This window comes from Leclercia sp. J807 (assembly GCF_009734465.1).
Lineage (GTDB): Bacteria > Pseudomonadota > Gammaproteobacteria > Enterobacterales > Enterobacteriaceae > Enterobacter.
Genome location: NZ_CP046446.1, coordinates 1,914,928 through 1,941,103, shown reverse-complemented (window position 1 = coordinate 1,941,103; position 26,176 = coordinate 1,914,928). Strand labels below are relative to the sequence as shown.

27 protein-coding genes are annotated in these 26,176 nt (G+C 56.6%); 11 read left to right on the top strand and 16 right to left on the bottom strand.

The features are described from left to right. Nucleotides 1-9 precede the first annotated feature (9 nt). Complete coding sequence (gene ghoS, locus GNG26_RS09185; protein WP_103823848.1) at nt 10-300, top strand: type V toxin-antitoxin system endoribonuclease antitoxin GhoS; 291 nt, start codon at nt 10-12, stop codon at nt 298-300. 105 nt (nt 301-405) lie between these two features. After that, nucleotides 406-1,266 carry a fructosamine kinase family protein gene (locus GNG26_RS09180; protein ID WP_103823847.1) on the top strand — a complete coding sequence of 287 codons (861 nt, stop codon included), beginning with the start codon at nt 406-408 and terminating at the stop codon, nt 1,264-1,266. A gap of 39 nt (nt 1,267-1,305) precedes the next feature. Here GNG26_RS09180 and GNG26_RS09175 read toward each other — a convergent pair whose 3' ends face one another. Continuing rightward, a complete protein-coding gene (locus GNG26_RS09175; RefSeq protein ID WP_103179297.1) occupies nt 1,306-1,842 on the bottom strand; it encodes a YniB family protein in 537 nt (178 codons plus the stop codon). A gap of 144 nt (nt 1,843-1,986) precedes the next feature. Here GNG26_RS09175 and hxpB point away from each other — a divergent pair, with 144 nt between their 5' ends. The 4 genes from hxpB to GNG26_RS09155 all read left to right on the top strand — a co-directional run bounded on the left by hxpB (nt 1,987) and on the right by GNG26_RS09155 (nt 5,767). Next, entirely contained in the window at nt 1,987-2,655 is a 669-nt protein-coding gene (gene hxpB, locus GNG26_RS09170) for a hexitol phosphatase HxpB (RefSeq protein WP_103823846.1), read from the top strand. A 146-nt stretch (nt 2,656-2,801) separates the two neighbouring features. Beyond that, on the top strand, nt 2,802-3,563 hold the full coding sequence (gene kduD / locus GNG26_RS09165; protein WP_103823845.1) for a 2-dehydro-3-deoxy-D-gluconate 5-dehydrogenase KduD: 762 nt from the start codon (nt 2,802-2,804) through the stop codon (nt 3,561-3,563). Between the two features lie 92 nt (nt 3,564-3,655). Further along, entirely contained in the window at nt 3,656-4,246 is a 591-nt protein-coding gene (locus GNG26_RS09160) for a metal-dependent hydrolase (RefSeq protein WP_103179294.1), read from the top strand. A 129-nt stretch (nt 4,247-4,375) separates the two neighbouring features. Then, entirely contained in the window at nt 4,376-5,767 is a 1,392-nt protein-coding gene (locus tag GNG26_RS09155) for an L-cystine transporter (protein ID WP_103823844.1), read from the top strand. Nucleotides 5,768-5,825: 58 nt separating this feature from the next. Here the strand turns inward: GNG26_RS09155 and cedA are convergent, their stop codons facing one another. Continuing rightward, complete coding sequence (gene cedA / locus GNG26_RS09150) at nt 5,826-6,080, bottom strand: cell division activator CedA (protein WP_103179292.1); 255 nt, start codon at nt 6,078-6,080, stop codon at nt 5,826-5,828. Nucleotides 6,081-6,275: 195 nt separating this feature from the next. On the opposite strand from cedA, the gene katE reads away from it, so the two are divergent. Next, complete coding sequence (gene katE / locus GNG26_RS09145; protein ID WP_156238476.1) at nt 6,276-8,534, top strand: catalase HPII; 2,259 nt, start codon at nt 6,276-6,278, stop codon at nt 8,532-8,534. A gap of 129 nt (nt 8,535-8,663) precedes the next feature. Here the strand turns inward: katE and chbG are convergent, their stop codons facing one another. The 7 genes from chbG to osmE all read right to left on the bottom strand — a co-directional run bounded on the left by chbG (nt 8,664) and on the right by osmE (nt 14,511). After that, nucleotides 8,664-9,422, bottom strand: coding sequence for a chitin disaccharide deacetylase (gene chbG, locus GNG26_RS09140; RefSeq protein WP_156238475.1), 759 nt, complete (start codon nt 9,420-9,422; stop codon nt 8,664-8,666). A gap of 11 nt (nt 9,423-9,433) precedes the next feature. Beyond that, the gene (locus GNG26_RS09135; RefSeq protein WP_103823840.1) at nt 9,434-10,789 is read right to left on the bottom strand and encodes a 6-phospho-beta-glucosidase; all 1,356 of its coding nucleotides are present in this window, start codon (nt 10,787-10,789) and stop codon (nt 9,434-9,436) included. A gap of 102 nt (nt 10,790-10,891) precedes the next feature. After that, nucleotides 10,892-11,710 carry a transcriptional regulator ChbR gene (chbR, locus tag GNG26_RS09130; protein WP_114387315.1) on the bottom strand — a complete coding sequence of 273 codons (819 nt, stop codon included), beginning with the start codon at nt 11,708-11,710 and terminating at the stop codon, nt 10,892-10,894. A gap of 28 nt (nt 11,711-11,738) precedes the next feature. Continuing rightward, complete coding sequence (gene chbA, locus GNG26_RS09125; protein ID WP_103823838.1) at nt 11,739-12,092, bottom strand: PTS N,N'-diacetylchitobiose transporter subunit IIA; 354 nt, start codon at nt 12,090-12,092, stop codon at nt 11,739-11,741. Between the two features lie 45 nt (nt 12,093-12,137). Further along, nucleotides 12,138-13,496, bottom strand: coding sequence for a PTS N,N'-diacetylchitobiose transporter subunit IIC (gene chbC / locus GNG26_RS09120; RefSeq protein ID WP_156238474.1), 1,359 nt, complete (start codon nt 13,494-13,496; stop codon nt 12,138-12,140). Between the two features lie 83 nt (nt 13,497-13,579). Continuing rightward, entirely contained in the window at nt 13,580-13,939 is a 360-nt protein-coding gene (locus tag GNG26_RS09115) for a PTS sugar transporter subunit IIB (RefSeq protein ID WP_255473435.1), read from the bottom strand. 230 nt (nt 13,940-14,169) lie between these two features. Continuing rightward, entirely contained in the window at nt 14,170-14,511 is a 342-nt protein-coding gene (gene osmE / locus GNG26_RS09110; protein WP_103179284.1) for an osmotically-inducible lipoprotein OsmE, read from the bottom strand. 231 nt (nt 14,512-14,742) lie between these two features. Between osmE and nadE the strand changes: the two genes are divergently transcribed. Both nadE and cho read left to right on the top strand, forming a co-directional pair. Next, nucleotides 14,743-15,570 (top strand): ammonia-dependent NAD(+) synthetase, encoded by an 828-nt coding sequence (nadE, locus tag GNG26_RS09105; RefSeq protein ID WP_103823835.1) that lies wholly within the window; start codon nt 14,743-14,745, stop codon nt 15,568-15,570. Nucleotides 15,571-15,655: 85 nt separating this feature from the next. Further along, nucleotides 15,656-16,543 carry an excinuclease Cho gene (gene cho, locus GNG26_RS09100; protein ID WP_197080140.1) on the top strand — a complete coding sequence of 296 codons (888 nt, stop codon included), beginning with the start codon at nt 15,656-15,658 and terminating at the stop codon, nt 16,541-16,543. On the opposite strand, the gene ves is transcribed toward cho, so the two are convergent. The 7 genes from ves to GNG26_RS09065 form a co-directional block, all read right to left on the bottom strand. Further along, a complete protein-coding gene (gene ves, locus GNG26_RS09095; RefSeq protein ID WP_156238472.1) occupies nt 16,512-17,069 on the bottom strand; it encodes an environmental stress-induced protein Ves in 558 nt (185 codons plus the stop codon). The genes cho and ves overlap by 32 nt on opposite strands. 293 nt (nt 17,070-17,362) lie before the next feature. Continuing rightward, nucleotides 17,363-17,854, bottom strand: coding sequence for an ATP-independent periplasmic protein-refolding chaperone Spy (gene spy / locus GNG26_RS09090; protein ID WP_103823832.1), 492 nt, complete (start codon nt 17,852-17,854; stop codon nt 17,363-17,365). A gap of 338 nt (nt 17,855-18,192) precedes the next feature. After that, nucleotides 18,193-19,158: a succinylglutamate desuccinylase gene (gene astE, locus GNG26_RS09085; protein WP_156238471.1), complete on the bottom strand. Its 966-nt coding sequence runs from the start codon at nt 19,156-19,158 to the stop codon at nt 18,193-18,195. A gap of 10 nt (nt 19,159-19,168) precedes the next feature. Next, nucleotides 19,169-20,494 carry an N-succinylarginine dihydrolase gene (astB, locus tag GNG26_RS09080; RefSeq protein ID WP_114315244.1) on the bottom strand — a complete coding sequence of 442 codons (1,326 nt, stop codon included), beginning with the start codon at nt 20,492-20,494 and terminating at the stop codon, nt 19,169-19,171. After that, on the bottom strand, nt 20,481-21,968 hold the full coding sequence (astD, locus tag GNG26_RS09075) for a succinylglutamate-semialdehyde dehydrogenase (RefSeq protein WP_156238470.1): 1,488 nt from the start codon (nt 21,966-21,968) through the stop codon (nt 20,481-20,483). The genes astB and astD overlap by 14 nt, the downstream gene beginning before the upstream one ends. Beyond that, on the bottom strand, nt 21,965-22,999 hold the full coding sequence (astA, locus tag GNG26_RS09070; protein ID WP_103179276.1) for an arginine N-succinyltransferase: 1,035 nt from the start codon (nt 22,997-22,999) through the stop codon (nt 21,965-21,967). The genes astD and astA overlap by 4 nt, the downstream gene beginning before the upstream one ends. Beyond that, a complete protein-coding gene (locus tag GNG26_RS09065) occupies nt 22,996-24,216 on the bottom strand; it encodes an aspartate aminotransferase family protein (protein WP_156238469.1) in 1,221 nt (406 codons plus the stop codon). The genes astA and GNG26_RS09065 overlap by 4 nt, the downstream gene beginning before the upstream one ends. Nucleotides 24,217-24,660: 444 nt before the next feature. Between GNG26_RS09065 and xthA the strand changes: the two genes are divergently transcribed. Then, complete coding sequence (gene xthA / locus GNG26_RS09060; RefSeq protein WP_114315247.1) at nt 24,661-25,470, top strand: exodeoxyribonuclease III; 810 nt, start codon at nt 24,661-24,663, stop codon at nt 25,468-25,470. Next, nucleotides 25,471-26,157: a TVP38/TMEM64 family protein gene (locus GNG26_RS09055; protein ID WP_156238468.1), complete on the top strand. Its 687-nt coding sequence runs from the start codon at nt 25,471-25,473 to the stop codon at nt 26,155-26,157. The last annotated feature ends 19 nt before the right edge of the window (nt 26,158-26,176 follow it).

Here is a 26,176-nt window from a genome sequence, read left to right as displayed (position 1 = left end):
AGGTGAATGATGAGCAGTGGAGAGATCGCGCGCTACGTGGTAACCATTCAAGTGCATGAAGATACGCTGACCGAGCTCAACGAAATGAACAACAACCTCACCCGCGGAGGTTTTTTACTGACCATGACTGACGATGAGGGCACGCTGCATGAGCTGGGCACCCATACTTATGGTCTGGTTACCCCGCTGAGTGAAGAAGAGGTGAAGGCGCTGGCGTCGGGGCTGGTTGAGAGCGCAACCGGGAAAGAGCCGCAGGTTGAAGTCACGCGCTGGGAAAACTGGCATAAAGAGCAACAATAAATGCCCCAGGGCCAACCAAACGGCCCAACTGTGCGTTAGCTCGTATTTTTTTACCATAGTTTCACGCTAACTTTATGATCTGGCAGACAACATGGGAGAGCGATCATGTGGCAGGCTATCAGTCATCTTTTAAGTGAACAGCTGGGCGAAGGTGAAATTGAACTGCGTAATGAGCTGCCAGGGGGCGAAATCCACGCCGCGTGGCATCTGCGCTATGCGGGCCTCGATCTCTTCGTGAAATGCGACGAACGTGAACTGTTACCGATATTCACGGCAGAAGCCGATCAGCTGGAACTGCTCTCCCGCAGCAAAACCGTATCTGTCCCGACAGTCCGGGCCGTAGGCAGCGATCGCGACTACAGTTTTCTGGTGATGGACTATCTCCCTCCCCGCCCGCTCGACGCGCACAATGCCTTTATTCTGGGACAGCAGATCGCCCGCCTGCATCAGTGGAGCGAGCAGCCGCAGTTTGGCCTCGATTTTGACAACGATCTCTCCACCACTCCACAACCCAACGCCTGGCAGCGACGCTGGTCAACCTTCTTTGCCGAACAGCGCATCGGCTGGCAGCTGGAACTGGCGGCGGAAAAAGGGCTGGAGTTCGGCAATATTGACGCTATTGTCGATCATATTCAGCAGCGCCTGGCCTCACACCAGCCGCAGCCTTCGCTGCTGCATGGCGATTTATGGTCGGACAACTGCGCGCTGGGTCCGAATGGCCCCTATATCTTTGATCCGGCCTGCTACTGGGGGGACAGAGAGTGCGATCTCGCCATGCTGCCGCTGCATCCTGAGCAGCCGCCACAAATTTATGATGGCTATCAGTCGATATCCCCACTGCCGGCAGATTTTCTGGAAAGGCAGCCGGTGTATCAGCTCTATACGCTGATGAACCGCGCCATTCTGTTTGGTGGGGAGCATATGGTGAATGCGCAGCGAGCGCTGGAGCGGGTACTGGCGGCATAACGCGCAGGCTGCCGGGTTTCAGCGCCCGGCAGCGAACGCTTAGATCAGGCCGAGCAGCGAAAACAGGAAGTAGCCGGCGACGATCATCAGCACGGGCAGCACGTAGAGCGTGAATATTTGCAGGAAAATAGTGTTATTCGGCACCACAATACGTGATTCGATCTGCTCACGGGTTAATCCTTCTTCCCCTCTCGCTTTCTCCAGAATCAGCTGCGCCTCCAACCCTTCGCGAATCATGCGCGTCTGGCGGCGCATCCGCGCTCCCGAAGCCTGCAGCGCGAGAGCAATAAAGATCAGGGCAAAAATAATCCAGAATGCGATGTTCATCCCCTGCCGAAAATCAGGCGTCGGCGAGTTGTACCAGAAAAAGTTCAGGAATGGGGTATTGAACCGCATCATCTCAATCATGACATGGGCAAAATCAAGCATCACGGCGTTGATTCCGGCCTGCTTCTCGCTGTGGTCATAGATAAATTTCAGAACAGAAATAATGGTCGAGATAACTGACGGGATAAAAATCACCCATCCGGCGATCTGTTTCAGTATCGCGACGCGTCCAGCTTGTTGATATGTCATTGGTTCCTCATAATCGAATTACATCCTTTGAGGCTAAGTCTACCTGCTGGATCTCATTTTCGCCCGCTCTTTACTGGCGATATGCTAAATTGCCAGGGTGAGGTAGCGCTTACCGCTGCTAAAACCAACGAAAGGAGAGGTTGCATGTCGACGCCACGTCAAATTGTTGCTGCCATTTTTGATATGGATGGATTACTGATTGATTCTGAGCCGCTGTGGGATCGGGCTGAACTGGATGTGATGGCGAGTCTGGGTGTGGATATCAGCCGCCGCCACGAACTGCCGGATACCCTCGGCCTGCGCATCGATATGGTGGTTGAACTCTGGTACGCCCACCAGCCCTGGGTAGGTCCGGGCCGGGATGAAGTGACCGATCGCATTATTAACCGCGCCATTACGCTGGTGGAAGAGACCCGTCCCTTACTCAAAGGCGCGCGTGAGGCCGTATTACTCTGTAAAGAGCAGGGGCTGAAGGTCGGTCTGGCATCCGCCTCGCCGCTGCATATGCTGGAGAAAGTGCTGATCATGTTCGATCTGCGCGACAGCTTCGACGCGCTGGCCTCGGCAGAAAAGCTCCCGTACAGCAAGCCGCATCCGCAGGTCTATATGGATTGCGCCGCGAAGCTGGGCGTCGACCCAACCGCCTGCGTAGCGCTGGAAGACTCCGTGAATGGCATGATTGCCAGTAAAGCGGCACGGATGCGCTCTATTGTCGTGCCTGCGGAAGAGAACCAGCACGACGCGCGCTACGCACTGGCAGATGTCAAACTGACCTCCCTGCAGGCGCTTACCGTGGCGCATCTACGCGGGTAATCGTCACTGGCGGGCAGCACCCTGTTGCCCGCAAACATGACCGCCTTAAAATTTTTGAAACAGCATTTCATTTTAATTTGATCTTCCTGATAACTGATTCTATGCTTATCTCAGAACAACTATACCCCCTACATGCTGAGGTCTGTATGATACTGGATGCCTTTAATCTTTCAGGAAAAGTTGCCATCGTTACCGGCTGTGATACTGGCCTCGGCCAGGGCATGGCGCTGGGTCTGGCCCAGGCTGGGTGCGATATTGTCAGCGTCAATCGCCGCGTTCCTGAAGAGACCGCTGCAGGCGTGAAGGCGCTGGGGCGCCGGTTTCTGGCTATTCAGGCCGACCTCAGCAAGCAGGATGCTATTGAAAGTCTTGTTGAACAGGCGGTGACCGGCATGGGGCGGGTCGATATCCTGGTGAATAACGCCGGGACCATCCGCCGGGAAGATGCGTTGACCTTCAGTGAGAAAGACTGGGATGAAGTGATGAACCTCAACCTGAAGTCGGTCTTTTTCCTCTCTCAGGCCGTGGCCCGCCAGTTTATTGCGCAGGGGCAAGGGGGCAAAATTATTAATATCGCTTCCATGCTCTCCTTCCAGGGGGGGATCCGCGTTCCCTCTTATACCGCGTCAAAAAGCGGCGTGCTGGGGCTCACCCGGCTGCTTGCCAACGAGTGGGCGCAACATGGTATTAACGTAAATGCCATCGCCCCGGGGTACATGGCGACCAACAACACCCAGCAGCTACGCGACGACGAACAGCGCAGCAAAGAGATCCTCGACCGTATTCCGGCAGGTCGCTGGGGCAAGCCAGACGATCTCCAGGGCCCGGCGGTGTTTCTGGCCTCTTCCGCCTCGGACTATGTGAACGGTTATACCCTTGCCGTCGATGGTGGCTGGCTGGCGCGTTAACAGCTTTGTGACAAAGAGTTACACCGTCACTACTTCCGTATACTGTATAAAATCCCTATACTGGATGCATCGACAGTTTAGTGGGTTTTATCATGACGGCGGAAGGTCATCTGCTTTTTTCTCTCGCCTGCGCAGTGTTTGCCAAGAACGCTGAGCTTACACCAGTGCTGGCGCAGGGTGACTGGTGGCATATTGTGCCATCGGCGGTTTTGACCTGCCTGTTACCGGATATCGATCATCCTAAGTCGCTGCTCGGGCAGCGGCTGAAGTGGATCTCCAAACCCATTGCCCGCGCCTGCGGCCATCGCGGCTTTACGCACAGCCTGCTGGCAGTGTTCGCCGCCCTGACCCTCTTCTATTTAAAAGTACCCGACAGCTGGCTCATTCCCGCAGACGCCATTCAGGGAATGGTGCTGGGTTACCTGAGCCATATCCTGGCCGACATGCTCACCCCGGCAGGAGTTCCCCTCCTCTGGCCCTGCCGCTGGCGTTTTCGTTTGCCTATCCTCCGACCGCAAAAAGGTAACCAGCTGGAGCGTGCGCTGTGCATGGCCCTGTTTGCCTGGGCCGTCTGGATGCCTCAGACGCTGCCTGAAAACGGCGCCGTGCGCTGGTCTTCGCACATGATCAATTCGCTGCAATTTCAGTTCAACCGCTTTATTCATCTGCAAAGTGAGCAGTAACTGGACAAACTTAACCGTTTTGGCATAACCCATTCCATTTGGATATAAGCGACTGGATCACACTTCTGCTAACCTTGCGCCAATAAGGTCGGACTGATACCGATCTGATATTAAATCAGGAGAACGGGGATGAATTTTCCATTAATCGCGAACATTGTGGTGTTCGTCGGCCTACTGCTGTTGCTGGCGCAGGCGCGTCATAAACAGTGGAGCCTGGCTAAAAAAGTGCTGGTCGGTCTGGTCATGGGCGTGGTCTTTGGCCTGGCGCTGCAGGCCATTTACGGTTCCAGCCATCCGGTGCTGAAAGAGTCTATTCAGTGGTTTAACGTTGTCGGCAACGGCTACGTCCAGCTGCTGCAGATGATCGTTATGCCGCTGGTCTTCGCCTCTATTCTGAGCGCCGTTGCCCGTCTGCATAACGCCTCCCAGCTGGGGAAAATCAGCTTTCTGACCATCGGTACGCTGCTGTTTACTACGCTTATCGCGGCGCTGGTCGGCGTGCTGGTCACCAACCTGTTTGGCCTGACGGCAGAAGGCCTGGTGCAGGGCACCGCGGAGACCGCGCGCCTGACCGCCATCGAGACCAACTATGCGGGTAAAGTAGCGGATCTCACCGTTCCGCAGATGCTGCTCTCCTTTATCCCGAAAAACCCGTTTGCCGATCTGACCGGTGCCAACCCGACGTCGATCATCAGCGTGGTGATTTTCGCCGCCTTCCTGGGCGTGGCAGCCCTGAAGCTGCTGAAAGATGATGCGCCGAAAGGCCAGCGCGTACTGACCGCCATCGATACCCTGCAGAGCTGGGTGATGAAGCTGGTGCGTCTGGTGATGCAGCTGACCCCGTATGGCGTTCTGGCGCTGATGACCAAAGTGGTTGCGGGTTCGAACCTGCAGGACATCATCAAGCTGGGTAGCTTCGTGGTGGCCTCGTATCTCGGTCTGGGCATTATGTTTGTGGTTCACGCCATTCTGCTCAGCGTAAACGGCGTCAGCCCGCTGAAATATTTCCGCAAAGTGTGGCCGGTACTGACCTTCGCCTTTACCAGCCGCTCCAGCGCCGCCTCCATTCCACTGAACGTGGAAGCGCAGACCCGTCGTCTGGGCGTGCCGGAATCGATTGCCAGCTTCTCCGCCTCCTTCGGCGCGACGATTGGCCAGAACGGTTGTGCAGGTCTCTACCCTGCCATGCTGGCGGTGATGGTTGCCCCAACGGTTGGGATTAACCCGCTGGATCCGGTATGGATTGCGACCCTGGTGGGGATTGTCACCGTGAGCTCTGCTGGTGTGGCCGGTGTGGGCGGCGGCGCAACCTTCGCGGCACTGATTGTTCTGCCTGCGCTGGGTCTACCAGTAACGCTGGTGGCCCTGCTGATCTCTGTTGAACCGTTGATCGACATGGGTCGTACCGCACTGAACGTCAGCGGCTCCATGACCGCCGGGACGCTGACCAGCCAGTGGCTGAAGCAGACCGACAAAACCATCCTGGCAAGTGAAGACGACGCGGAGCTCGCGCACCGTTAATCGCCTTCTGAGTTAAAAAAAACCGCCTTCAGTAATGACGGCGGTTTTTTTATCTCTATTAATCCTCAACCTCTTCATCCTGACGGACCTGCAGCGCCCAGCGCTGGGCTGATTCCGGAACGGTAAATGCTGGAGAACGACGAAAACGCTCCCCGATCAGTACGAAGGCCACATATTTGCCGCGTAACAGCCAGACGTCACGAAAGCCATCCATTTTGGTGGCATGTTCTGGCGGCGCAGGTTCAACGCGAGGCTGGTAACTGATCACAGGGCGATTTTGTTGGCGAAGAGGTTTCATAAGCAGCAGTTTCACTAAACAAACATAAAAATCAGCAAATTCTTATCATAGCCGATTGCCCCTCCTGCGTCGCGCCTCACGTGTTTTATCAAGCATAAGCACTGGCCTTAGTTCGGCCTTTCACCCGGTCTATAACCCGTAATGTTCTATAGTTATTGAGTTTTGACGCAAAAACGGCCGCATTTCAGCAATGAAAAGGAGACGAGTGCAATGTCGCAAAATGATAAAACCCATAAACCTGAACAATCCCCGCTTCACGATGCCAGCGAAGCGAAACCCGGAATGGACTCGCTGGCCCCGGCGGACGGTTCTCACCGCGCCAGTCCAGTCCCTACTCCGCCAGGTCAGGAGCCTACGGCCCCCGGCAGCATGAAGGCGCCAGATACCGGCAACCAGAAACTGAATGCCCTGGAGGGGGTTCGCAAAGGAGGTGAAAACTTCCCGTTGACCACCAACCAGGGCGTGCGTATCAGTGACGATCAGAACTCCCTTCGTGCCGGTACCCGCGGTCCCACCCTGCTGGAAGACTTTATCCTGCGGGAGAAGATCACCCACTTTGACCATGAACGTATCCCGGAGCGCATCGTACACGCGCGCGGCTCCGCCGCTCACGGCTATTTCCAGCCTTACAAAAGCCTGAAAGAGATTACTAAAGCCGATTTCCTGTCGGATCCGGATAAAATCACACCGGTCTTTGTGCGCTTTTCCACGGTACAGGGCGGCGCAGGTTCTGCCGATACGGTGCGCGATATTCGCGGTTTCGCCACCAAGTTTTACACCGATGAGGGTGTTTTTGATCTGGTGGGCAACAACACACCGATCTTCTTTATTCAGGACGCACACAAGTTCCCCGATTTTGTTCACGCCGTAAAACCGGAACCTCACTGGGCTATTCCCCAGGGCCAGAGCGCACACGATACCTTCTGGGATTACGTGTCGCTGCAGCCGGAAACCCTGCATAACGTGATGTGGGCGATGTCCGACCGCGGCATTCCGCGCAGCTACCGCACCATGGAGGGCTTTGGCATTCATACCTTCCGGCTGATTAATGCCGAAGGCAAAGCCACCTTTGTACGCTTCCACTGGAAACCGGTAGCCGGTAAAGCCTCGCTGGTATGGGATGAGGCGCAAAAACTTACCGGACGCGACCCGGACTTCCATCGCCGCGACCTGTGGGAATCCATTGAAGCAGGCGATTTCCCGGAATTTGAGCTCGGTTTCCAGTTGATCCCGGAAGAGGACGAGTTCAAATTTGATTTTGATATCCTCGATCCGACCAAGCTGATCCCGGAAGAGCTGGTGCCGGTTCAGCTGGTGGGCAAAATGGTGCTCAACCGTAACCCGGACAACTTCTTTGCCGAAAACGAGCAGGCCGCGTTCCACCCAGGGCACATCGTTCCCGGGATGGACTTTACCAACGACCCGCTACTGCAGGGGCGTCTGTTCTCCTATACCGATACGCAAATCAGTCGCCTGGGCGGGCCTAACTTCCATGAGATCCCGATCAACCGACCCACCTGCCCGTACCATAATTTCCAGCGGGACGGGATGCATCGCATGGAGATCGACACCAACCCGGCGAACTACGAGCCAAACTCGATCAATGACAACTGGCCGCGCGAAACGCCGCCGGGGCCAAAACGGGGCGGGTTCGAGTCCTATCAGGAGCGCATAGAGGGATCGAAGATCCGCGAGCGTAGCCCCTCTTTCGCCGAATACTATGCCCATCCACGGCTGTTCTGGCAGAGCCAGACGCCCGTTGAGCAGGAGCATATCATTGGCGCCTTCAGCTTTGAGTTAAGCAAAGTGGTGCGCGCCTACATCCGCGAGCGGGTGGTCGATCAGCTGGCTCATATCGATATTACTCTCGCGCAGGGCGTGGCGGACAATCTGGGCATCACCCTTACCGACGAGCAGCGCAATCTGGTTCCGCCGCAGGATGTTAACGGCGTGAAAAAGGATCCCTCCCTCAGCCTGTATGCCGTTCCTGGCGGCGATATCAAAGGTCGCGTGGTGGCGGTATTGCTGAACGATACCCCGCGGGCGAGCGATGTGCTGGCAGTGCTGCGGGCGCTGAAGGCCAAAGGCGTCCATGCCAAACTGCTCTATTCGCGTATGGGTGAAGTCACCGCCGATGATGGCTCGGTGCTGCCAGTGGCGGCCACCTTCGCCGGTTCACCGTCGTTGACTGTCGATGCGGTCGTCGTACCGTGCGGCGATATTCAGAGCCTGCTCAATAACGGCGATGCCGCTTACTATCTGCTGGAAGCGTACAAGCATCTCAAGCCGATTGCGCTGGCTGGCGATGCCCGTCAGTTTAAGCCGCTGCTGAAGGTGGCAGATCAGGGCGAAGAAGGGATCGTCGAAGGCGACACGGCTGCGGGTGCGTTTATGGATGAGCTGACGTTGCTGATGACAGCGCACCGGGTCTGGTCGCGCAGCAGTAAGATTGACCAAATACCTGCATAAAAAAAGCCGGGTGGCGCTTGCGCTTACCCGGCCTACGGTTCCGTGTAATTTGCTAACCGGATAAAACCCGGCGTAAGGTTCCATTGAATTTGTAGGCCGGGTAAGGCGAAGCCGCCACCCGGCATTTCCTCACAAATCCCTGAACGTTCCCAGACGATACCCGCGCTCGGCAATCGCATACTTCAGCGACGTCGAGGTCAGCACCTCCATTTCCGCCAGTCGTGGCCAGCAGTAAGCGCTTTTACGGATCGTATTGTCGATAAAGGCCGGATGCGCCATCACCTCCAGCGACCGCTCTCCCTGCTGTAGGGACCTGTCCAGTACGCTTAAAAACAGCGCTTCACTGATTTCATCGCCATAAAATGCGCTACTGAAACCGTCCGTCGTGGGCGGCAGATCGCCCCCCGTTTCGCCGGGCATGTCGACCTGACGATCCACACGCAGCGCCACCCCTTTGCGGCGGGCAAACTCGGCTACCAGCGGGAAGATGGCCGGGATCATATGGACGTGATGATGGCTGTCGATATGGGTCGGTTCGCGCCCGAAGAGATCGACAAAGCGATTGAACTGACAGTCCAGCTCGCGGGCGATCTCCTCCAGGGGTAACGTCCCCTGCTCTGCCATCTCCCAGATCCATTTACCCAACAGCCCGTCCCGGGTCAGCCCTGGCATGGCGGTCAGCGGCATACCAAGGGTCAGAACAAAGTGCATGCCCACGCCCAGATCGGGCAGATCCCGGCTGAGCGCCGCGGCGTGCTCAATGGCTTCGCCGTTGACCATGGCGGTGGTAGAGGTCACCACGCCGTGCCGACAGGCTTCCACGATGCCGTAGTTCTGCCCTTTTGATAGGCCAAAATCATCGGCATTGACGATCAGCAGATATTCCATAGCGATCCCTCTTAGTGCTGCTCGCTTTTCAGTTTATCGATAGTGGCGGCGAAATTCGGCAGCCATTTTTCATGGGCCAGAATCAGATCCCGCGCCAGCTTCTCGGCATCGCGATCGGAGTGCACCAGCGGGCTCAGGTTCAGCGCCAGCAGCACGTCGTTCAGCTCGCCGCTGATCGCCGCCTGGCTTGCCGCCACTTCAAAGCCTTTGATGGTGTGGATAAGCCCCATCACTTTGTCATCGAAATGGGTCAGGCGCGGATGCGGCTTCGCCCCGTCGCGGCCCAGGATGCAGGTCATCTCCACCGCCCAGTCAGCCGGGATGTTATCAATGTGGCCGTGGTGCGGCACATTAACGTAGTGCTCCGCCTGCTTGTCGTTGTAGATGGCGTTGATCACTTCGCAGGCTGCATCGGAGTAGTAAGCCCCGCCGCGCTGCTCCAGCTCTTTCGGCTTCACGTTCAGATCCGGGTTCTTATAGAGCTCGAACAGCTGTTTTTCCACCTTCTGCACCACCTGCGCGCGGGCGCCGCCTTTGTAGTATTCGCCCATCTCGATCGCCAGCATCTCTTTCAGCTTGAAGTAGTAGAGCAGATAGGAGCATGGCAGCAGATTCAGGGAGCGGATCAGCCCTTCGCTAAACGGCAGGTCAAAGATGTTCTTCACTGAACTTGCTTTCAGGGTGCCGCTGGCAACGCCATCCAGCAGCTCCGGGAAGCGTGATTTGCCGTTGACCAGGACATCCTTGATAAAGACCATGTGGTTCAGGCCAAACAGGTCGATAGAGAGGTCGTCGTTGTCGGTCAGCGCCAGCACGTCGCGAATAAACATCTTCATGCCGATAGGGATATTGCAGACCCCAATGAAGCGTTTGAACCCGGTATGGCGATAGACCGCTTCGGTGACCATTCCGGCCGGGTTGGTGAAGTTAATCACCCACGCCTGAGGACAGATCTCCTGTACATCTTTAATGATGTCGAACACCACCGGAATGGTGCGCAGCCCTTTGAACAGCCCGCCTGCACCGTTGGTCTCCTGCCCCAGATAGCCGTAGCTCAGTGGGATACGCTCATCCAGCTCGCGCGCTTTCAGCTGGCCGACACGCAGCTGCGTCGTCACGAAATCGGCATCTTTCAGCGCCTGACGGCGGTCGAGGGTTTTATGCACGGTCATCGGCACGCCCGCTTTTTTCACCATACGCTGGCACAGGTCGAAAATAATATCGAGCTTCTCCTGGCCCTCGGCCACGTCAACCAGCCACAATTCGCTGACCGGCAGTTCATGATAACGCTTAAGGAAGCCTTCCAGTAATTCCGGGGTGTAGCTGCTTCCGCCGCCAATGGTTACGACTTTAAGTTTCTTTTGCATAATATTCTCCCTGGAGATCCGCTTTTTAAGTATAGCGATCCCGTCCCACTTATATTGGGCAAGTCTGTTAATCGATATTCCCGGCAGTAATACCGCCGGACGTTAATTAATAACTGTGAGGTTTTTCCGGTAGCTGTTAGGTGTAAATGAGGTCAATTTCTTAAAAGTTTTAATAAACAGACTCGGACTGCTATAACCGGATTCGTAAGCAATATCCGTCACCGAATAATTGGTGATTTCCAGCTGTTTTCTGGCGAAATTGATCCGTATTTCATTAATAATCTGCATCGGCGTTTTCTGATAATAACGCTGGGTGGCACGGGTCAGGTATTCCTGGGATTTACCCGACAGCGCCACCATATTCTCCAGCGCGTTTTCACCAAAACGCAGCTTGTCATGCATCATTTCAACGGTCGTGCGCAGCCATTGCGGAATATCGTCGGTCGCCTGCTGATCTTCGCGATAATGGCGCAGGCGGTTGACGACATAAAAGGTCACCGTTTCAATAAATTCATCGAATTCATTATCGCGGAAGTTGAGCGAGGCAATAACGGTGTCGATCCAGTTCAGGAATTCACTTTTAACGTGATAAACCTGCGATGCAACAAAGCAGAATGGCAGCAGCGGCGAATAGTGGGTTTCGAAGAAGCGTTTACTGATGCCGACGTTGAGAATGCGCGTGGCGCCAAAATCGTAAAAGCTCTGATGGTGAGAACCCATCGGGATAAAAACAAAATCCCCACGCTCCAGCAGAACCCGCTTGCCGTTGATCTCCTGGAAATAGCGGCCGGTCAGCACAATGGTGAACTCATAGTAGTCATGCTGATGCAGACCGCTGATGCTCTCCACCTTGTTGTAGATAAACACATGAAAATTTTTACCATTAAACAGCTGTTGTTCCCGGGCGGTAGTGATTTCCATGGCGCTGACCTCCTGCTATCAGTCTGACTTACTGCATTTTCTCGTGAAGTTCGATGAGTTCCGCCACCAGCTCACGCGCCAGCATGGAGGTCATCAGATGATCCTGAGCGTGTACCAGCACCAGACTGACCTTCATTTTACCTTCACCCTGATCGCTTTCGATCAGTTTTGTTTGCACCAGGTGCGCTTCATTGAGCGCGGTGCGCGACTGGGCCATCATCTCTTTCGCGGTGTCGAAATCGCCCTGCTTGGCTTTTTTCAGCGCCGCGTACGCCAGGCTGCGGGCCTGACCGGAGTTGATGATAAGTCCCATCACCACTTCTTCAAGATCGTTCTCTACGACCTCTTCCGCTTCTGCTACCACATTATCTAAATCAAACATGTTTTCTCTCCTGTACTGACGCGGGTCGCCCCGCGTCATACGACATCAGAATTTCAGGGCGAGGGCGATATCCTCTTCGCTCTCTTCTTCATCAATGGTGGTCTGGGCCTTGTTAGCGATGGCAACGAACGGCATATAAAGCAGGGTTGCCACACCGAGGTTAAATATCGCCAGCAGGAAGGCCGCTACGCTGCCGTTGGTGTTGAAGAAGGCGCCCAGACCGGCTGGCATTGTCCAGGGTGCAATGTTCGTAACCGGCGGGATAATGCCCATGTAGTAAGCCGTCAGGGTAATGGCGGCCAGCAGCGGCTGCACCAGGATGAACGGAATGAACATCACCGGGTTCATGATAATTGGCAGACCGAACAGGATGGGCTCGTTAATCTGGAAGATGCCTGATGGCAGGGCCAGCTTCGCCACCTGACGGTAATCCGCACGACGGGAGGTGATAAACACCGCGATAATCAGACCCAGCGTCGCCCCGGTACCGCCCAGGAAGATGTAGGAGTCGAGCATCGGTTTCGCCCACACGTGGAAGGTCTTACCGGCCGCCAGCGCCGCGTCAACGGAGCCGTACTGCTGGTAGAGCGCTACGTTTTCCAGCGCCCATGGGGTCATGATGCCGCTGTCCAGCGCAGCCAGCGCCAGAGAACCGTGAACACCGAAGAACCACAGCAGGGAGGTGAAAATCACGTAAGCCCAGCCTACCACGCCACCCATGGATGCCAGCGGTGTAGAGATGGTGTCCATGATGATCTGGTGGAAGTTGGTGCCCCAGTGAGAGAGCGCCCAAGAGATGGTCCCCATGATGGAGAGAATAATGAAGCCCGGGATCAGCGCCGAGAAGGAGCGCGATACCGATGCCGGAACGCTGTCCGGTAGGCGGATCACCCAGTTGCGACGAATAATAAAGGTAAACATTTCCGCCACGACCAGACCGATCACAATACCGGAAATGATGTTCGCCCCGCCCAGCCAGTTAGCGCCTACTGCATAGGCTTCACCGACGCTATAAGGGGTGACGGTCATAAAGGCAGCGACAGATAATAAACCGGCGGCCAGCGAGTCGACTTTACGCTCTTCTGCCAGCGCCATCCCGATAAAGAAAGGTGCCATCAGCGACATAATACCCAGCGTACCGTTGTACACATTGCCGCCGATGGCCTTGAAACCATTTAACGTTTCAATAGTTGAGGGATCTAAACGAACGCCTAATGAATAGAAAAATGAACCATCACCGAAGCTAAGAAAAACGTTGTTAATTAAAACGAACATGGCCCCAGCCAGTGTTAACGGCATTAATTTAATAAAGCCGTTTTTAATGGCGTTGACATGCGGTTGCTTTCCTATTTTAACTGCAAAAGGAAGGAGTACCTTTTCAAGCGCAGCAATAAATCTACTCATAGAAAATGCCCTTAAATGCCGCAATAATATTGCGGCGTAAGTGTGTGTGAAATTGCTCTTTGACGGGAAAAATAAAAAATAAATTAATTAGCAGCTTTTTTAATCGCTGCTACAGCAGCTTTAAGAACACCCAAACCATCCACTTTGCCGTACAGCGCAGAGTCGATTACTTCAACCGGTTTATTCGGTAACAGACGTTGAATTTCTGGCAGCATATAGGCAATTTGCGGCCCCAGTAGCACTACATCGGCACTGGTGCCTTTTTCGCCTGCCAGCGTTTCCGGGAAGGCTTCAATGATTACCGGGACTTCGTACTTCTCGGCCTGCGCACGCATTTTTGACACCAGCAGTGATGTTGACATGCCCGCTGAGCAAAACAGATAGATATGTTTCTTTTCCATAATGACTTCCCTCTTATATGGCCACCGCGTTAGCTGCGACATCAGCACCCTTACCGGGCGTCCTTCTCGCAGGCTGGTCTGATGGGATGAGTATACGGCAAGGGAAATGTCAGTGGTAATCCAGGAAGTTTTAGAATTGTCTCTCATTGACCTGCAGTTATGACAACCTTCACATTTCGGGCAAATAATTCGCGATAAGAATTAAGATTAGGGAGGGGAATAAAGAAAAACCGGCCAGTTGGCCGGTTTGGGTCTGCTCAGGGAAAGTGTTATCAGGCTTTAGGCGCCTGCGGATCGGTGTCATATTCCGCGCAGGTCTGGTAGCCAGAGTTCATAACGTGACCTGTGTCATCTAATGCAACAAAATAGGTTTCGGTTTTACCATCCCGTTGACCCAGGATATAGGTCTGGCAGGTACCGCGAGCGTGGATCATCGTCACTTCAGATGATGGCTTACCGGCCAGCTGCTCTACCTGAGCGCGGCTCATCCCTTTTTTAACATCTTTGACCACAGGCTCTTTAAACTGATCGGTTGTGCGGTCATAAGCGGTACAGCCCGCCAGTAAAGTCAGTACAGCCGCTGCGCCTAACATTCCTGCTACGTTCTTGTTCATATTCCGTCCTCTTGTTTATCAGCGTGTTAAGTAAGCCTGGAATAGAAAACCACATTTTTCAACCTCAAGCGTGACGGCAAAGTTTTTTCGGAAAATTCCTGCAAAACAAAGATAACCTGCTAAATCGCTCTATTTCGCTCCATTCAAATTTGTGATCCTTGTCGTTTTCCCCATGACGGGTTAGCTTTAACAGTACATTCATCAGGCAAATTTGTGTAACGGAGGGGCTAGATGGCTCTGCAACAAGAGATTATCCAGGCACTGGGTGCTAAACCCACCATCAATGCGGAAGAAGAGATTCGCCGTAGCGTCGATTTTTTGAAATCCTACTTAACCCGGTTCCCGTTCCTGAAAACGCTGGTGCTGGGCATCAGCGGCGGTCAGGACTCTACGCTTGCCGGGAAGCTCGCCCAGATGGCGATCAGCGAACTGCGTGCCGAAACGGGGAATAACGACCTGCAGTTTATCGCGGTACGCCTGCCCTACGGTGTGCAGTTCGACGAGCAGGATTGTCAGGATGCCATCGCGTTCATCCAGCCCGATCGCGTGCTGACCGTCAATATTAAAGAAGCGGTGCTGGCCAGCGAAAAAGCGCTGCGCGATGCGGGCATTGAGCTGAGCGATTTCGTCCGCGGCAACGAAAAGGCTCGCGAGCGCATGAAGGCGCAGTACAGCATCGCCGGGATGACCAGCGGCGTAGTAGTAGGGACAGACCATGCAGCAGAAGCCCTGACCGGCTTCTTCACCAAATATGGCGATGGCGGTACCGACATTAATCCGCTGTTCCGTCTCAACAAGCGCCAGGGCAAACAGCTGCTGGCCGCGCTGGGCTGTCCGGAGCATCTGTATAAAAAAGCCCCTACCGCAGATCTGGAAGACGATCGCCCTTCCCTGCCGGATGAAGCCGCGCTGGGCGTGACCTATGAAAATATTGATGATTATCTGGAAGGCAAGACGCTGGACGAAGGCACCGCTCGCATTATCGAAGGCTGGTATCTGAAGACCGAGCACAAACGTCGCCCGCCGATCACGGTGTTCGACGACTTCTGGAAAGCGTAATTCTGACGAGGCGGCTTATGCCGCCTCTTTTTTAACCACACCACTGCTGCTACACTGTATGCCTGAACAGTATCAGGAGTATGTTGTGAGCAGGCGTCAATCGGCACCGCGGCTTGAATTCGAAGCGGCAGCAATCTATGAATATCCCGAACATCTGCGCCCGTGGCTTGAGGCACTCCCCAAGCAGCCAGGCGTCTACTTCTTTCATGGCGAAAGCGATGCCATGCCGCTTTATATCGGCAAAAGCGTCAATATCCGTAGCCGGGTGCTGTCGCATCTGCGCACGCCGGACGAGGCCGCTATGCTGCGGCAGTCCCGGCGTATCACCTGGACGCAAACCGCGGGCGAGCTGGGCGCCCTGCTGCTCGAAGCGCGTTTAATCAAGGAGCAGCAGCCGCTGTTCAATAAACGGCTGCGCCGCAATCGCCAGCTCTGCTCGCTGCAGATCACCGAAGGCAAACCGCAGATCGTGTATGCCCGCGAAGTCGATTTCTCCCATACCCCGAACCTGTATGGCCTGTTCGCCAACCGCCGGGCGGCGCTGCAAACCTTACAGACGCTGGCCGACGAGCGACAGCTCTGTTACGGCCTACTCGGGCTGGAGTCGTTAAGCCGTGGGCGGGCCTGTTTCCGCTCCGCCCTGAAGCGCTGTGCAGGGGCGTGCTGCGGGAAAGAGAGCGTGGAAGAGCATCAGCAGCGGCTGGTTGAGGGGTTGCAGGCGATAGGCGTCACCTGCTGGCCGTGGGACTGCGCCGTGGCGCTGAAAGAGTCGCGCCCGGAGATGACCCACTACCACATTATCCATAACTGGCTCTGGCTGGGCGCGGTGGAAAGCCTGGACGAGGCGGCGGAACTGCTGCGTACGCCCGCCGGTTTTGATCAGGATGGGTATAAAATACTCTGCAAACCGCTGCTGGCGGGCAAGTATGAGATCATTCCGCTCAGTGGCCTGGAAGCCAGAAAATCTCGCTGAACAGCAGGGTGCCCTCGTCCTTAAGCAATCGCAGGGTATGGTCGCCCTCATGCCAGTACGCGCCCTGATCGGCGGTCAGCAGCTTTTCGCCGAGCTGCCAGGCGCCGCTCAGCACAAACACCACGCCGCCGCGTGAGGCGAATGTCGTGAAGGTGCGGTCCGCCACCCGCACCTTAGCCCGGCAGCAATCCCGGCGGGTCATGATGTTAAAGTCCATCGACATCTGCCCTTCCAGCAGCTGCGCCTTGACCGGCAGTTCGCCGGCAAAGCTGAAGGGTTGATGACGTCGCAGCGTGTGAGTAAACGCCTTTCCACCATCCAGATGCACTTCTCCCCCTTCCAGCAGGGTGATCACCCGATCAACACCGGGGCAAACAGAAAAATCCCCGTTGCTGGCAAGGGAGGCAATACTGGCGCGCCAGTTAAAGTCCCGGGTTGCAGGAGGGAAACAACATATTTCGCGCGTCTCTCCCGCGCCGTTGCGCCAGAGGTTGATCGGCATTTTGCGGATATCGAAGAATTCCATCACCACTCCAAATGGCGCAATACGCGCCAGAGCACCCCGCCCAGGGCGGTCGCTTATTGTTTGTTATCGTTAGGTCGCTGCAGAACAGTATCGGCAGATGTGCGGGTGGGCCTTAGTCTGACGATGAAAAAAGTAACGTCAGAAATTTCAAACACATTCTGCAAATCGATAACAGGAGAATACCGGGATGGCGGCGGCTGGCAAGAGGCTGGAAAAGAAAAAACCGCCGGACCTGCCCACAGCAAATCTGCTTGAGTGGACAAGACTCCGGCGGTCTTGAATAGCTGAACCGATTATTCGGCTGAGGTGGTCATTTTACCTTTCGCCGCGGAACGTTCTGTCAGACGCTTCTCAAAATTGGCATTAAACTGCTTTTTCTGTTCCGGGGTAAGGATGTTGTAAATCTTGTTCTGGGTTTCCATGTGCGCCAGCATGCGGGCTTTATGCTGCTCGGCCATCTTATCAACCTGCGCTTCGGCCTTCGCTTTATCGAAGGAGTCGCTGGCGATGATGTCATGCATTGCGCGGCGCTCTTCTACCGGCGGACGCTTCATCTGGTCACGCTGGCTTTTCATGATGTCGCGGATCTGCTCTTTCTGCGCATCCGTCAGGTTCAGGTCTTTAAACATCATGTCGTGATGCATGCCCGGCTTACCTTTGTGATGCATCATTTTGCCTTCGGTCGGTGCAGCCGTGGTGGTGGTGGCGGTATCAGCGGCGAACGCCGCGCTGGTAGCGCCCAGAGCCAGGGTAGAGGCAACAAACAGTGCAGTTAATTTACGCATAATTTTGTCCTTCCTTTCAGTTATTCTTCGGCGCTATGCCGTGTTGACGAGATTAACTTTACGGGGTTTATCGTCAATTAGTCAGAGCAACGGTAAAACAATGAAAGTGTAAAAAACAAATTATCGTCAAATATGGAGGAAATAAGGATAAAGCGTGGGGAGATGAAACAAAAATATTCATCAGGATGATTTTAAAGAGATTATGGAGGAGTATACCGGCGAAGAGATTAATAATAAAGCAAACAGCCAGGAATAATCCGTAATAAAACGGCAGACGAGTGAAATGGCTGAGAAAATAAACAACCCCACCGCGTTACGCAGATGGGGTCAGGTAATTTTTAGGTGACTTTTTCCAGCATCAGCCCGGCGCGCAACCCAAAGGCCACGGCGGGGTTCGGGAAAAGAACATACTCGGTTGGTTTTTGTACCTCATAGCGTTCTTCGCCATCCTCTGCCAGCAATACCCCCTGGCGGAACGGCGTAAAGTTCAGGGTATGACTCGCCATGTGCAGCACAAAGGCCTCGCTGCGGCGGGTGATCTGTTGCACCACCCGGTACTGTTCGACAGGAGCAACATGCTGCTCGGGTGCCTCACCGCTCAGCAGGGCATACAGCGCCCGATGAGTCGTGGCGAAGCGGGTCAGATCGTTATGGCCGAACGGCAGCGCTTTGCCCAGTTCCAGCGTACAGGCCAGGGCGCCAAAGCGCTCACAGGTGAAATGGGTGAAGGTGCCCCCCGGGGCCTGATGAAAGACCAGCGCTTCCAGCCCGGCATCGCCGAGCCACTGAATAAACGCCTCATCCCAGGGCTGACTGCGCTGGGGCAGCACGCCAAAGCGCTCATGATACGAGGCGCGAATAGCGGTATGCAGATCGAGATGCCAGCGATCGGACCCCGCCTGCTGGTAAAACGCCTCTACCCGTGCCTCCAGTAACGCCGCCCGTTCGGTCTCCTCGCAGGCCGGAAACTGCGCCCCGCGCCCGCTGAACAGGCGGTTGATATCGCAGGTCAGGTAGCGCTTGCCCGCCCTCAGCGCAGGTGGATTGCCATAGATGACCAGCAGGCGGCAGCGCAGCGTCAGTTCGCCGCGAAACAGCGCCCTGACCAGCAGGTCGACAATTTCTACCGGCGCGGTTTCATTGCCGTGGATGCCAGCCGAGAGCACCAGCGAGCGGGTGCTCGCCACCTCCGGAGTCAGCTCCAGCACGCCGCGTACCAGCCAGCGCCAGTGAAACGAAGCCCCTTTGCCCTCCCGTCGGGCGGGCGTTTCATTGGCCATGGTTAGCGCCAGATAGTTTTCCATAACGCCTCCTTTATTGCTGGAACGGATAGACGGAGCCCAGTTGCAAAATGCGGGTCAGGGCATCCAGCGCCTCGCGTCCTTCTCGTAAAAGCTGCGGATCAATCAGGTCGGCCTGGGTCAACCGATCGCGATAGTAGCGATCCACCCAGTCATTAAGCGTGTTGAACAGGGTCTCGTTCATCATCACCGCCGGATTCACCGCCCGCTGCTCCTCAGGAGTGAGCACCACGCGCAGGCGCAGACAGGCTGGACCGCCGCCGTTGGCCATGCTTTCGCGCAGATCGAACACCCGCAGCTCGCTGATGGGGTTATCCTCTGCCACCAGCTGATTCAGATAGCGCCAGACGCCAGGATGGTTCTGCGACTCCTGGGGTAGCACCAGCATCATGCTGCCGTCGTCACGGCTCAGCAGCTGGCTGTTAAAGAGATAGGTTGCCACCGCATCCTGCACCGAAACGGCTTCCGTCGGCACCTCAATCGGCATAAATCCGGGCACGCGATCGCCAAGGGCGTGCAGCAGCGCTGACTGGTGAACAAACGCCTGCTCGTGGCAGAACAGCACCTGGCGATTCGAGACCGCAATCACGTCGTTATGGAACACCCCCTGGTCGATCACCAGCGGGTTTTGCTGGGCAAACATCAGCTGGCCCGGATTGACCTGATTCAGACGGGCAACGGCCTGGCTTGCGGCCAGGGTCTGACGGGCCGGGTAACGGGCAGGCGCGGGACCTGTCCCCTCGTCACGACCATAGACAAACAGCTGCAGGCCCGGTTCGCCGTAATCGCCGCCAAGACGGTTATGGTTGGCCGCCCCTTCGTCGCCGAACATCGCCACCTGCGGCAGCGCCGTATGGACGCTGAACCGGGATTCATCGCGGAAAATAGCCCGCAGCACCTGTTCCGTGGTGCCAGCTTCACTGGCGCGGTGGAATTTGTTGTTCAGGTTCGCCACCGTCAGATGCACTTTTCCGTCGAGGGTATCTGCGGAGGGGGCCACCGTCGCGGCGTTGGCTACCCACATGGAGGAGGCCGAACTGGCGGCAGAGAGCAGCTGCGGCATCTGAGTGCCCGCTTTCTCCACTACCTGCTCGTCGCTGCCGGTAAACCCGAGCTGGCGCAGGACGGCGACATTAGGCCGTTCCTGCGGCGGGATCACCGCCTGAGGAAAACCCGCATCCGCCAGCGCCTTCATTTTTAATAACCCCTGCTTTGCCGCCAGCCGCGGGTTGGAGATCTGAAAGCGGTGTTTTGTGGAGGCCTCATTGCCGAACGACAGCCCGGCATAGTGGTGGGTTAACCCCACCAGCCCGTCGAAGTTAACTTCACGCGCTTTCATGACGCTTCTCCCGTGCAAAATCGAGGCCCGGACTCAGCTGCTCCGGCAGGACAATGGCCGGTGTTTCCAGGCTCGCCATCGGCCAGGCGCAGTAATCCGCCGCATACCAGGCGCTGGCGCGATGGTTACCGGAAGCCCCCACGCCACCGAATGGCGCCGTGCTGGCCGCGCCGGTGAGAGGTTTGTTCCAGTTGACGATCCCGGCGCGCGCCTCCAGCAGCAGCTGGTCAAATTTCTCGCGTTCCGGGGAGATCAGCCCGCACGACAGGCCGTAGCGCGTGGCGTTTGCCATCGCGATGGCCTGGTCAAAATCGTCATAGCGCCAGACGCAGAGCAGCGGACCAAAGACCTCTTCATCCGGCACGCCGTTCACGCCGGTCATCTCAACAATCCCCGGGGTTAATAAAGAGGTACCCGCCTTCACCAGACGCGGATCCAGCAGCGACTGGCCGCCCCGGGCGACATACTCCCGCCAGACGTGATAGACGTTTTTCGCCGCCTGCTCGGAGATCAGCCCGCCGATAAACGGCTGCTCGCTGGCATCCCATTCACCCGGCAGCAAATGCGCGCTGACCTCCACCAGACGGGCGAGGAAAGCATCTCCTTCAGCGCCGCGTTTCACCAGCAGGCGACGGGCGCAGGTGCAGCGTTGTCCGGCGGTAATAAAGGCCGACTGGATGGTCAGGTGGACCGCGGCATCGATATCTGCCGGATCGTCAACGATCAGCGCATTGTTGCCCCCCATCTCGAGGGCCAGAATTTTTTCCGGCTGCCCGGCCAGCTGGCGGTGCAGCTGATAGCCGGTGCCGGCGCTGCCGGTAAAGAGCAGCCCGTCAATGTCGCTCAACGCACTCAGCGCCTGACCGGTTTCGCGCCCGCCCTGTACCAGGTTGAGCACCCCCGGCGGCAGCCCGGCCTGCTCCCACAGTTTGACCACCGCCTCGCCGCTCCAGGGCGTCAGCTCGCTCGGCTTGAAGATCACCGTGTTACCCGCCAGCAGGGCGGGCACGATGTGGCCATTCGGCAGATGGCCAGGGAAGTTATAGGGGCCGAACACCGCCAGCACGCCGTGCGGACGGTGGCGCAGCGTGGCGGCCCCGTCCGCCATCTCGGTACGCTGCTCGCCGGTGCGGGTGTGGTACGCCTTGATTGAAATGGCGACCTTGTTGATCATGGCGGTAATTTCGGTCGCCGCCTCCCAGCGCGGTTTGCCGGTTTCGCGGGCAATAATGCTGGTCAGCTCCTGCTTATTTGCCTCCAGCAGGGTGGCAAATTTCTCCACGATCGCCTGGCGAGCGCTGAACGGCAGCTTCGCCCAGCCGGGGAACGCGGCGCGCGCGGCGCGGCACGCCTGCTCAACCTGCCCGGAACTGGCATCCGCCCCCTGCCATAATCTCTCCTGCCCCACCGGGTTGTGTTTGCTGCGAAGTTCACCTTCGCCGGTTACCCAGTCACCGTTAATCCATAAGTTCATACCGTTTTCTCCTCGGGGCACAGACGCACCATGCGAATACGATCGCCAGCGCAACATTTCAGGGCATCCAGTTGCGCTGCGGTCAGCACCAGACGTTCACATTCGGGGTCCACGCGGATCAGCGTGGCGCGATAGCTGTCATATTGTTCGTTCGCCACCAGGCAGGCCGGAAATTCACCCGGCGCGGGCTGCCCCTCGGCCACCTCCACCAGACGGCTTTTGCGGATCGCCCGCACCCGGTCGATATCACACTCCAGCGTCGGGCCGCCGTCGAAGATGTCAACATAGTTCCGGTAGCGGAAGCCCTCTTTCTCCAGCACCGCCCGCGCCGGAGCGGTGTGCGGATGGACCTCGCCAATTACCGCCTGTGCCTCGGGGCTGAGGAAATGGGTGTAGATGGGATGTTTTGGCATCAGCTCGGCGATAAAGGCTTTCTGCCCGGTACCGCACAGGTAGTCGGCCTTGCTGAACTCCATGGAGAAGAAGCGCTCGCCCAGGCTTTTCCAGAACGGCGAGAAGCCTGTTTCGTCGATGACGCCGCGCATCTCGGCCACCACTTTTTCGTTAAAGCGATCGCGGAAGGCGGCCATAAACAGAAAGCGCGATTTGGAGAGCAGATAGCCGTTGCCCTCTTTGCGCCACTCCGGGTCGAGAAACAGCGAGCACAACTCGCTGCTGCCGGTGTGATCGTTACTGAGAAACAGCGTGGGCAGCGCGTTGTAGACGTTCAGCTCTTTCGAGGCATGCACCAGAGTGCCCACACGGTAGTTATACCAGGGATCGTTCAGACCTACCGCCACCTCAATGGCGCAGATCCCCGCCACAGTGCCGGTAACGGTATCTTCCAGCACAAACACGTAGCCCTGTTCGCCTTTCGGCAGCGTCCCTTGCCAGGTCTCGATGGAGCGCTCAATGCGCGCCGAGAGCGTGTTTTCATCAACGGGAAGCGAGGTCAGCCCGCCTCCCGTTTTACCGGCAAGCTGCATGAGGGCGGATAAATCCCCGCGCTCAATGGGACGGATGACCATCATGATGACACCCCGGACTTCACCTGTTCGCAGGCCAGCGCAAAGCGATCTAACCCGGTCCGCACCTCTTCTTCGCTGACAACCAGCGCAGGCGCGAAGCGCACTACGTTAGCCCCGGCGATCAACACCATCACGCCCGCTTTTGCCGCTTCCTGTAAAATGAGTTTAGCTTTTCCGGCGAATTCATCCGTGAGCACGCAGCCAATCAGCAGCCCCAGGCCGCGAATCTCTTTAAACAGGCCGGTTTTGCTGTTGATGGCCTGAAGACGCTCAACAAACCAGTCGTGACGCTGCTTCACGCCGTTCAGCACTTCCGGCGTGTTGATGATATCCAGCACCTGACCGGCTACTGCCGATGCCAGCGGGTTGCCGCCGTAGGTGGTGCCGTGGGTGCCGACGGTCATCACCCGGGCAAATTTATCGGTGGTGAGCATTGCCCCGACAGGGAAGCCGCCGCCCAGTGCTTTGGCGGTGGAGAGCACATCCGGCGTCACGCCGTAGTGCATATAGGCATAGAGCTCACCGGTACGCCCGACGCCGGTCTGGACTTCATCGAAAATCAGCACGGCGTTGTGGCGATCGCACAGCTCGCGAAGCCCCTGCAGGAACGCTTTATCGGCAGGCACAACGCCGCCTTCGCCCTGCATCGGCTCGACGATCACCGCGCAGGTGGACTCATCAATCAGCTCGCTGGCGGACTGCAGATCGTTATAGACCGCGTGGCGGATATCCGGCGGCAGCGGCGCAAAATCCTGCGAATAGGAAGGCTGACCGCCCGCGCTGACGGTAAATAGCGTGCGGCCGTGGAAGGCATTTTTGAAGGCGACGATGCCGCTTTTATGGCTGCCAAAATTGTCGTGGGCATATTTACGCGCCAGCTTCAGTGCGGCTTCGTTGGCCTCAGCGCCTGAGTTACAGAAGAACACTTTTTCGGCGAAGGTGGCGTCGATCAGTTTTTTCGCCAGGCGCAGCGCGGGCTCGTTGGTGTAGCCATTCCCGGTGTGCCAGAACTTCGCCGCCTGGTCGTTCAGCGCCTGGCGCAGCGCCGGATGGGCGTGGCCCAGGGCGTTAACCGCAATACCTCCGGCGAAGTCGATATACTCTTTGCCCTGCTGATCCCACAGGCGCGAGCCCTCTCCCCGTACCGGAATAAAAGCCGCCGGGGCGTAAACCGGCATCATCCATTCATCAAAATTTTCACGCGTAATTGACAGAGACATAGCGACCTCATCCGGTAAATAAAAAGTTGATAAAATGTTAAATATTTATGTGTTTGCCCTGTGAATGTAGATTGCAGCGTTCGTGCCAGCCAGCGATAAAAATGCATAAACGGGAGGGGGTAACGAAATATCAACAGGTTACAACATGGTATTATTCACTGTTATTGCATAAAAAGTGAATATTTTTACAACAAGCGCAGCTTTACCGAAGGAAAAACAGAAATATTATGCATAGGCCAAATATAATTCTGGAATTGTGATCGCTCGCGAAATTTGTGTAGCTTTTGTGCGCCATCGGAGGGCGTAACGCGCCAGAACGGTGCAGAAATTGCACTATCGGCAGGATCTGTTGCAGTAATGGGTGGAACATACGCAGCGGCGGCAGTCAGCGGGAGGAAATTCTGCTACCATCCTTGCACTATTCACCTTGCACTGGCAGCGACTATGAAATTTGTCTCTTTTAATATCAACGGCCTGCGCGCCCGTCCTCATCAACTGCAGGCCATCGTCGAAAAACATCAGCCTGACGTCATTGGCCTGCAGGAGACAAAAGTTCACGACGACATGTTCCCTCTCGAAGAGGTGGCAAAACTGGGCTACAACGTCTTCTATCACGGTCAGAAAGGCCATTACGGCGTGGCGCTGCTCACCAAAGAGACGCCGGTCTCGGTGCGTCGCGGCTTCCCGGGAGACGGTGAAGATTCCCAGCGCCGCATCATCATGGCGGAAATACCCACACCGCTTGGCAACATCACTGTCATCAATGGTTACTTCCCGCAGGGCGAGAGCCGTGACCATCCGCTGAAATTCCCGGCCAAAGAGAAGTTCTACCAGGACCTTCAGTCCTTCCTCGAAACCGAGCTGAAGAAAGACGATCCGGTGCTGATCATGGGCGACATGAATATCAGCCACACCGATCTGGATATCGGCATCGGTGAAGAGAGCCGCAAGCGCTGGCTGCGCGCCGGGAAGTGCTCCTTCCTGCCGGAGGAGCGCGAGTGGATGGCCCGTCTGATGGATTGGGGTCTGGTGGATACCTTCCGCCACGCCAACCCGGAGACCCAGGATCGCTTCTCATGGTTCGATTACCGCTCTAAGGGCTTTGACGATAACCGCGGCCTGCGCATCGATCTGCTGCTGGCAAGCAATCCGCTGGCGGAGCGCTGCATCGAAACCGGGATCGACTACGAAATTCGCAGCATGGAAAAACCGTCCGACCATGCCCCGGTCTGGGCAACCTTCGACGTGAAGTAAATGGCTGTACATCGCGGTAAAGTTCTGCTTATTTGCGCCCTTCTGGGCGCTTTTACTCTTCTCTTTAGGCTACTGCCGCCCGGCACGCTGACGCTGGAAAACCTTCAGGCGCAGCATCAGGCCCTGCAGCTATACTGCCAGCAGGCCCCGCTGCAAAGCACGATACTCTTTTTCCTTCTCTATGTGCTGGTCACTACCCTGTCGCTGCCGGGCGCCGCGATGTTGACCCTGCTCGGCGGGGCGCTGTTTGGCCTGTGGCTGGGAATTGTGCTGGTGTCATTCGCCTCGACGTTGGGGGCCACGCTGGCGATGCTGAGCAGCCGCTACCTGCTGCGGGACTGGGTGCAGCGCCGTTTTGCCGGGCCAATGCGCACGGTTAACGACGGTGTCTCGCGGGACGGGGCGTTCTACCTTTTTGCCCTGCGCCTGATGCCGCTGTTCCCGTTCTTTATGGTCAACCTGTTGGCCGGTATCGCCCCGATCGGATTGTGGCGCTACTGGTGGGTCAGTCAGCTGGGCATGTTGCCAGGGGCAATCGTCTATCTTAACGCCGGACACCAGCTGGGGCAGATCGCCGCGCTGCGTGATATCCTTTCCCCCGGCGTGGTCATTGCCTTTACGCTACTGGGGCTGCTGCCGCTTATCACCCGCTGGCTGTTCGCCCACTTTTCCCGCACTTCTTCATAACAGAGAGGCACTATGCGCC

What these genes read in the sequence shown, in the direction of transcription:
- ghoS (WP_103823848.1), top strand. Translation starts at nt 10, where the DNA reads ATGAGCAGTGGAGAGATCGCGCGCTACGTGGTAACCATTCAAGTGCAT.
- GNG26_RS09180 (WP_103823847.1), top strand. Translation starts at nt 406, where the DNA reads ATGTGGCAGGCTATCAGTCATCTTTTAAGTGAACAGCTGGGCGAAGGT.
- GNG26_RS09175 (WP_103179297.1), bottom strand. Translation starts at nt 1,842, where the DNA reads ATGACATATCAACAAGCTGGACGCGTCGCGATACTGAAACAGATCGCC.
- hxpB (WP_103823846.1), top strand. Translation starts at nt 1,987, where the DNA reads ATGTCGACGCCACGTCAAATTGTTGCTGCCATTTTTGATATGGATGGA.
- kduD (WP_103823845.1), top strand. Translation starts at nt 2,802, where the DNA reads ATGATACTGGATGCCTTTAATCTTTCAGGAAAAGTTGCCATCGTTACC.
- GNG26_RS09160 (WP_103179294.1), top strand. Translation starts at nt 3,656, where the DNA reads ATGACGGCGGAAGGTCATCTGCTTTTTTCTCTCGCCTGCGCAGTGTTT.
- GNG26_RS09155 (WP_103823844.1), top strand. Translation starts at nt 4,376, where the DNA reads ATGAATTTTCCATTAATCGCGAACATTGTGGTGTTCGTCGGCCTACTG.
- katE (WP_156238476.1), top strand. Translation starts at nt 6,276, where the DNA reads ATGTCGCAAAATGATAAAACCCATAAACCTGAACAATCCCCGCTTCAC.
- chbG (WP_156238475.1), bottom strand. Translation starts at nt 9,422, where the DNA reads ATGGAATATCTGCTGATCGTCAATGCCGATGATTTTGGCCTATCAAAA.
- GNG26_RS09135 (WP_103823840.1), bottom strand. Translation starts at nt 10,789, where the DNA reads ATGCAAAAGAAACTTAAAGTCGTAACCATTGGCGGCGGAAGCAGCTAC.
- chbR (WP_114387315.1), bottom strand. Translation starts at nt 11,710, where the DNA reads ATGGAAATCACTACCGCCCGGGAACAACAGCTGTTTAATGGTAAAAAT.
- chbA (WP_103823838.1), bottom strand. Translation starts at nt 12,092, where the DNA reads ATGTTTGATTTAGATAATGTGGTAGCAGAAGCGGAAGAGGTCGTAGAG.
- chbC (WP_156238474.1), bottom strand. Translation starts at nt 13,496, where the DNA reads ATGAGTAGATTTATTGCTGCGCTTGAAAAGGTACTCCTTCCTTTTGCA.
- GNG26_RS09115 (WP_255473435.1), bottom strand. Translation starts at nt 13,939, where the DNA reads ATGTCGCAGCTAACGCGGTGGCCATATAAGAGGGAAGTCATTATGGAA.
- osmE (WP_103179284.1), bottom strand. Translation starts at nt 14,511, where the DNA reads ATGAACAAGAACGTAGCAGGAATGTTAGGCGCAGCGGCTGTACTGACT.
- nadE (WP_103823835.1), top strand. Translation starts at nt 14,743, where the DNA reads ATGGCTCTGCAACAAGAGATTATCCAGGCACTGGGTGCTAAACCCACC.
- ves (WP_156238472.1), bottom strand. Translation starts at nt 17,069, where the DNA reads ATGGAATTCTTCGATATCCGCAAAATGCCGATCAACCTCTGGCGCAAC.
- spy (WP_103823832.1), bottom strand. Translation starts at nt 17,854, where the DNA reads ATGCGTAAATTAACTGCACTGTTTGTTGCCTCTACCCTGGCTCTGGGC.
- astE (WP_156238471.1), bottom strand. Translation starts at nt 19,158, where the DNA reads ATGGAAAACTATCTGGCGCTAACCATGGCCAATGAAACGCCCGCCCGA.
- astB (WP_114315244.1), bottom strand. Translation starts at nt 20,494, where the DNA reads ATGAAAGCGCGTGAAGTTAACTTCGACGGGCTGGTGGGGTTAACCCAC.
- astD (WP_156238470.1), bottom strand. Translation starts at nt 21,968, where the DNA reads ATGAACTTATGGATTAACGGTGACTGGGTAACCGGCGAAGGTGAACTT.
- astA (WP_103179276.1), bottom strand. Translation starts at nt 22,999, where the DNA reads ATGATGGTCATCCGTCCCATTGAGCGCGGGGATTTATCCGCCCTCATG.
- GNG26_RS09065 (WP_156238469.1), bottom strand. Translation starts at nt 24,216, where the DNA reads ATGTCTCTGTCAATTACGCGTGAAAATTTTGATGAATGGATGATGCCG.
- xthA (WP_114315247.1), top strand. Translation starts at nt 24,661, where the DNA reads ATGAAATTTGTCTCTTTTAATATCAACGGCCTGCGCGCCCGTCCTCAT.
- GNG26_RS09055 (WP_156238468.1), top strand. Translation starts at nt 25,471, where the DNA reads ATGGCTGTACATCGCGGTAAAGTTCTGCTTATTTGCGCCCTTCTGGGC.